Here is a 6253-nt window from a genome sequence, read left to right as displayed (position 1 = left end):
CGCGCTCGTCCGCGTTCATCCGCGTTCATCCGCTTAACCCGCGTCGTCCGCGTACCCATTCTCACCGCTAAATTCTCATTTATAGCATAAGCTAATTCTAACGAAGTACTTAGCTTCTAATAATTTAAAATTAAAATTTCAACAAAATGAAAAAGAACATTTATCTGATTCTCGGTTTATTAACCGTTCTGATGACAGGCTGCGTGAACAACGAAGACACTCCCCCAATTGAAACGGGCGAATCCCCCATCAGGATTAACGAAGTCTATTCGCGTGGTAAAGGCAGTTTTGATTCCGGCTTAGACTGGGTGGAACTTTATAATACTTCGTCGGAGACGGTTGATATAAGTGGTTTCGTACTCAGTGACAAGATTGATATGTCGGAGAAAATCACTCTTCCCGCCGGAACGAGACTCGCCGAGTACGGTTTTTTGAAAGTAGCGGTCGACACTCCCGAAGGATTCGGATTGAGCAGCGGCGGCGATATGGTCTACCTCTATGACCCCGAAGGTGCGCAGGTGGATTACGTCGAGTTCGGACCGATGGAGGAGACGGAGTCGTGGGCGGCAAATCCCAACGGGTCAATCACTTTCAAAAAGCAATCGCCTACTCCCGAGGCTTCGAACAACGATGCAAAAGTTAACCCCACGGTGAGTAACGCCGTGCATACCCCCACCTCACCTACGGCCGAAGAAGAGGTAGTCGTCACAGCAACTGTTGCCACCGGTGAGGGAACAATCGTGGCGCCTGTCATATTAGAGTGGACGCTGAACGGAACGGCACAGGCTGATATCAATATGACGGCAGGTGCGAGTGGCGAATACTCAGCGATAATCCCTGCCCAAGCGGCAAGCGCAGAGATAGGATATACTATCGTAGCCAAAAACAGTAGCGGCGGCGAGGCTAAAGCTTCAGGAAGCTATTCGGTTCGCGCTGTGGCTGTCATAAATTACACCGGACTGGTGATTAACGAAGTAGACGGTAACGGCAAGTTTGTGGAGCTTTACAACTCAAGCGAAGCGGCCATTTCGCTGGCAGGCGTTCAGATTATCAAAAATGAAGAGACTGATGCCGACGACGTATGGTGGACAGGCGGAGCTGTTGAGATTGGTGCAGGCGACTATTACACCATTTGCGAAGAAGGAGGCGATCTGGCAACCGAAGTGGATGAAGCGACCGGTAACGGCGGTATTTCAGCCAAAAAGAACGTTCAGTTCGAAGTTAAGACACCGGCCAATGTTGTCATCGACATCTTTACACGCTCCACAACGCTCGACCTCGACGAGGACTGCACACCGGACTATGGTAAAACAACCCCGAAATACTCGTTTGCCCGCTGTCCCGACGGTATAGGTGCATTCGGTCTGGCAGAGCCTTCGGTTGATGCCCCAAATCCAGCCACAGCGGCAGGAACCATTGAAACCATACCGGCCGAATAATGAAAAAGTACCTCGTAACATCTATATTACTGCTGTTCGTAACCTTCGGGTTCGGGCAGCAGTCTTTTATCCAGTTTGTCTATGTCTCCGACAGTCACTATGGCATTGAACGCGATTTTCGTGGCAAGACCAGCGTCAGCGCCTCGAAGGTCAATCGGGCAATGATTGATGCGATTAACTCTCTGCCCGGCATGGTGCTTCCTCGCGATGGCGGTGTGAAAGAGGCAGAAAAGATAGCGTGGGTCGATTATGTGATCAATACGGGTGATATAACCAACCGGGCGGAAAAAGGAATTCCACGCAGCGCCCGTTCGTGGAGGCAATTCAAGCGCGATTGGAGTGGCTTGAAACTTGTGAATATAGCTGGTGTCCCTACTCCTCAGCTTCTGCTTCCCGGTAATCATGACATATCCAATGCCATTGGTCATCCTTCAATTCCTCGTCACAAGGTAGATGCCACAGCAGCGGCCGAAATCTACAATGCAATGCTCCGGCCCGATACGCTTCTCTCTAAGCGCGCATACAATCGTGACCGCCATCTTTGCAACTACGCTTTCTGCAATTCGAATGTACATTTCGTGTTTTTGGATATGTGGCCCGACACCCGCAACCGGACGTGGCTGAAAGCTAAATTGCAAACCTTTCCCAAGGAGGACGTTTGTCTGCTTTTTGTACACGACCAACCGGACATTGAAGCCAGACATCTGATCAATCCCAATGGTGCGCGGGACATCAATACTATCGACCGTTTCGAAAATCTGGCAGGTGATGTGAGTAGCGTGTCTGCTTCCGGCGATGTGCCTGTTGAAGAACGTCGGCAATTACAGGAATTTCTCGGTGCACACCCTGTAATCAGGGGGTACTTTCATGGTAATGAAAACTACAACGAGTTTTACACCTGGGGGAAGCCGGTTGCGAAGGTATCCTTTTTCAGGGTCGATTCTCCAATGAAAGGTGCGGCATCATCAAAGAACGAGGCGCAGTTGTCTTTTCAGTTCGTAGTGATAGATACAGAGAAAAAAGTAATGACCGTTCGCGAATTTTTTTGGAACCGGTTAGACAATCCTGTCTGGGGCGAAACCATCACAGTGAGGTTGTGAACTTTGCACAACCTCTTGAAAGATTACCGTTCCAACTCGCGGAGCGATTCCATTTTCTTCTTTTCCAGGAATTCGTAGATGCCACACAGGTGTTCTTTCACCTTTTTGTTTCCGAATTCATACACTTTAGTAACCAGCCCATCCAGGAAGTCGCGGTCATGACTTACTACAATCAATGTTCCGTCGAAATCCTGAAGTGCCTGTTTCAGGATGTCTTTTGTTTTCATGTCTAAGTGGTTCGTAGGCTCATCCAGAATCAGCAGGTTTACCGGCTCTAATAGCAATTTTATCATGGCAAGCCGGGTGCGCTCTCCACCTGAAAGAACTTTTACCTTCTTCATGGACTCTTCGGGACCTCCGAACATGAAAGCGCCCAGCAGGTCACGTATCTTATTGCGTATTTCACCTTTAGCCACATCGTCGATGGTTTGGAATACAGTCAGGTTTTCATCCAGCATGGATGCCTGGTTCTGGGCAAAGTAGCCGATTTGTACATTGTGTCCGAGGGTCAGTGCGCCCTCGTGCTCAATCTCTTTCATGATGCACTTCACCAGGGTAGACTTACCTTCACCGTTTTTGCCGACGAAGGCTAATTTATCACCCCGTTCTACAGTCAGTGTTGCATTCCTGAATACCATATTGTCGCCGTATGTCTTGCCTACTCCTTCCATGATGACAGGATAGTTTCCGGAACGTGGCGACGGCGGGAATTTCAGGCGCAGAGCCGAAGTGTCCTCCTCGTCTACTTCCAGTAGCTCCAGCTTTTCGAGCATCTTTACGCGGCTTTGCACCTGCAAGGTCTTGGAGTAGGTACCTTTGAAGCGTTCGATAAACTCTTTGGTTTCGGCAATGAATTTCTGTTGCTCATCGTAAGCCTTTTGTTGCTGTTCGCGGCGGTCTTTGCGGAGTTCCAGGTATTTGGAGTAGTTCACTTTGTAATCGTAGATGCGTCCCATGGTTACTTCGATGGTTCGGGTGGTGATGTTGTCTACAAACTTACGGTCGTGGCTGATAACGATGACGGCTTTTCCGTTATTGATCAGGAAATCTTCCAGCCATTGGATACTTTCAATGTCGAGGTGGTTTGTCGGCTCGTCCAGAAGCAGTACGTCCGGTTTCTGTAGCAGGAGTTTCGCTAACTCGATACGCATACGCCATCCGCCGCTGAAGTCGCTGGTCTGGCGGTGGAAGTCTCCGCGTGAGAAGCCAAGTCCTAATAAGGCTTTTTCCACATCTTCCTCATAGTTTGTGGAGTCGATGGAGTAGAATTTCTCGCTCAGAGCGGAAACTTTTTCAATCAGATTCATGTAACTGTCACTTTCGTAGTCGGTACGCGTTTCCAGTTCCTTGTTGAGGCTTTCTATTTCTGCTTCCATCTGATGCAGGTGGGCGAAGGCCTGTGCTGTTTCCTGAAATACTGTCCGTCCGTCTTCCGTCATCAGGTGCTGAGGCAGATAGGCAATGATGCTGTCCTTGGGAGCTGATATTTTACCCCGGGTGGGTTGGCGTGCTCCTGCCAGGATTTTCAGCAAGGTGCTTTTTCCTGCTCCGTTCTTTCCCATGAGGGCGATGCGGTCTTTCTCATTAATAACGAAGGATATGTCACTGAATAAGGTGGTGCCGCCGAATTCTACGGCCAGTCCGTCTATTGAAATCATACTTTATCTTTAAGTTCTGAGGCGCAAAGATAATGCAAACCGTGAATAGAATAAAATGAACCCGTTCATTTTTGTGCCGAAACACAGCGAATCTTTTGCAAAAAGAATGTATTTATATTATTTTTCATATCTTTGCCTCATAAAATGAAATATTGTAAATCATGGAAATAGGGAATTTATCAGAAGAACACCGTCCATTGATATTAGTGGCGGAAGATGATGACAGTAACTTTAAATTAATAAAGGCTATTATAGGTAAGAAGTGCGAAATTTTGTGGGCAAAGAATGGCGAAGAAATGATTAATTTGTTCAAGGAAAATCGTGATAAGACTGCTGCTATCCTTATGGACATTAAAATGCCTGTTATGAATGGTTTGGACGCCACAAAAATTATCCGTGAAGAAGACAAAGAACTCCCCATTATTATGCAAACAGCCTATGCCTTTACGGCAGACCGTGAAAGCGCCATGCAGGCGGGGGCATCGGAAGTGTTGGTAAAGCCTATCACATTGAACGCATTGCGTACTTGCCTGAGTAAATTCTTGCCGCAGCTACAGTGGTAGTGTAAAACGCCTTTCACCCTCTTCACCCATCTTCTGCTAACCACTTGGTAGAAGGCGTTTCCGGGTGAAATCACCACAGAAAAAGCCCCCTCTCCGGGGTTTCACTGCTTTCACAGACAATACGGGTAATCATATTTTGTGTTTTTGCGGGATGCATTCCGCAAAAATGCTATAATATTGTAGAATGTATCCCTCAATTTTATATCTTTGCAGGAAAACATTGAAGATTATGGAAAAGTTAATGCAACGTTTTCTTGCACTGTTAGAGAATACCGATGTAAGCTTCCTGCGCGATCAGCATTTTCTTGTGAACTGGAACGACCGGATGACGGCTATAGTAGGCGCCAGAGGAGTAGGAAAAACTACACTTCTGCTGCAACATATAAAACTGCATCTTTCCACTCGTGATACAATATATGTCACGGCAGATGATTTCTATTTCACAGAGCATAAATTGTTGGATTTTGCAGAAGAATTTCATAAGATGGGAGGCAGACATTTCTTTATCGACGAGATACACAAGTATTCCGGGTGGTCGAAGGAACTGAAACTCATTTATGATTATCTTCCGAACCTCCAAGTCGTATTTACCGGTTCGTCCATTTTAGATATCTTCAAAGGCTCCGATGATTTAAGTCGCCGCGTGCTTCTGCACAAAATGCATGGAATGTCATTCAGGGAATATGTTAATATGAAGAACCGCCTCTCTTTACCCGCTTATACATTGGAGCAGATTTTAAACCACCAGGTGAAAACGCCGGGTGTAGAATTTCCCTTAGCTGAATTTAAGGAATATCTTCGTAGTGGATATTATCCCTTTTCAGGGCAGGCAAGCTATGCGGAAAGGTTGTTGCAAACTGTAAATACCACGCTCGAAACGGATATTCCAATGTTTGCAAAACTCAATGCCAACACAGCTGTTAAACTAAAGCGCCTCATGTTAGTTCTTGCTCAGAGTGTACCTTTTAAACCTAATTACTCTAAATTGGCGGAAATCATGGGTATTGACCGGCAAACTCTTGGCGATTATATCATTTATATGGAAAAGGCAGGTCTGATTAAGCAATTGTATGGTGCAGCAGGTGGAGTCAGAGGACTGGGTAAAGTGGCTAAGCTTTATTTGGAAAACACTAACCTTGCCTATATCTTCAGTCAGGACACACCTGATACCGGCAGTTTGCGGGAAACATTCTTTTTTAATCAAGTCTCCCAATCACATAGTGTTATGGCATCTGTCCGGGCTGACTTTGAAGTAGAAGGAAAAACGTTTGAAATAGGTGGGCGCAAGAAGGGCAATTCCCAAATAGAGGGATTAGAAAAAGCATATATAGTGAAAGATGATATAGAATATGGATTCGGTAACACTATTCCATTCTGGCATTTCGGCTTTATTCATTCGCCTGCTTCACCTGTTGCAGGGTAATCCTTTGCGATGGCAGTACATCAGGTTATTTCGTCTCATTTTATTCCGTATAAGTACCAAATAAGAATTA

Annotated in this window: 5 protein-coding genes; 4 read left to right on the top strand and 1 reads right to left on the bottom strand. The window is 46.3% G+C overall.

The window, feature by feature from the left end; translation table 11 throughout:
• The first annotated feature begins 146 nt into the window (after positions 1-146).
• Positions 147-1439 carry a lamin tail domain-containing protein gene (locus B2Z67_RS04125; protein WP_291528554.1) on the top strand — a complete coding sequence of 431 codons (1293 nt, stop codon included), beginning with the start codon at positions 147-149 and terminating at the stop codon, positions 1437-1439.
• Positions 1439-2539: a metallophosphoesterase family protein gene (locus tag B2Z67_RS04120; RefSeq protein ID WP_291528553.1), complete on the top strand. Its 1101-nt coding sequence runs from the start codon at positions 1439-1441 to the stop codon at positions 2537-2539. The genes B2Z67_RS04125 and B2Z67_RS04120 overlap by 1 nt, the downstream gene beginning before the upstream one ends.
• Positions 2540-2562: 23 nt before the next feature.
• On the opposite strand, the gene B2Z67_RS04115 is transcribed toward B2Z67_RS04120, so the two are convergent.
• Positions 2563-4197: an ABC-F family ATP-binding cassette domain-containing protein gene (locus B2Z67_RS04115; protein WP_291528552.1), complete on the bottom strand. Its 1635-nt coding sequence runs from the start codon at positions 4195-4197 to the stop codon at positions 2563-2565.
• A 161-nt stretch (positions 4198-4358) separates the two neighbouring features.
• Between B2Z67_RS04115 and B2Z67_RS04110 the strand changes: the two genes are divergently transcribed.
• A complete protein-coding gene (locus B2Z67_RS04110; protein ID WP_291528551.1) occupies positions 4359-4760 on the top strand; it encodes a response regulator in 402 nt (133 codons plus the stop codon).
• Positions 4761-4989: 229 nt separating this feature from the next.
• Positions 4990-6183: an ATP-binding protein gene (locus B2Z67_RS04105; RefSeq protein ID WP_291528550.1), complete on the top strand. Its 1194-nt coding sequence runs from the start codon at positions 4990-4992 to the stop codon at positions 6181-6183.
• The last annotated feature ends 70 nt before the right edge of the window (positions 6184-6253 follow it).

Origin of the sequence: Bacteroides sp. UBA939 (genome assembly GCF_002293435.1) — a bacterium.
In the GTDB taxonomy this organism is placed as follows: domain Bacteria; phylum Bacteroidota; class Bacteroidia; order Bacteroidales; family Bacteroidaceae; genus Bacteroides.
Note: the sequence above shows the minus strand (reverse complement) of the source record. Positions and strands in the feature narration are given on the sequence as shown.

Bases quoted from the DNA above. Each gene is read 5' to 3' on its own strand.
- B2Z67_RS04125 (WP_291528554.1), top strand. From the start codon at position 147: ATGAAAAAGAACATTTATCTGATTCTCGGTTTATTAACCGTTCTGATG.
- B2Z67_RS04120 (WP_291528553.1), top strand. From the start codon at position 1,439: ATGAAAAAGTACCTCGTAACATCTATATTACTGCTGTTCGTAACCTTC.
- B2Z67_RS04115 (WP_291528552.1), bottom strand. From the start codon at position 4,197: ATGATTTCAATAGACGGACTGGCCGTAGAATTCGGCGGCACCACCTTA.
- B2Z67_RS04110 (WP_291528551.1), top strand. From the start codon at position 4,359: ATGGAAATAGGGAATTTATCAGAAGAACACCGTCCATTGATATTAGTG.
- B2Z67_RS04105 (WP_291528550.1), top strand. From the start codon at position 4,990: ATGGAAAAGTTAATGCAACGTTTTCTTGCACTGTTAGAGAATACCGAT.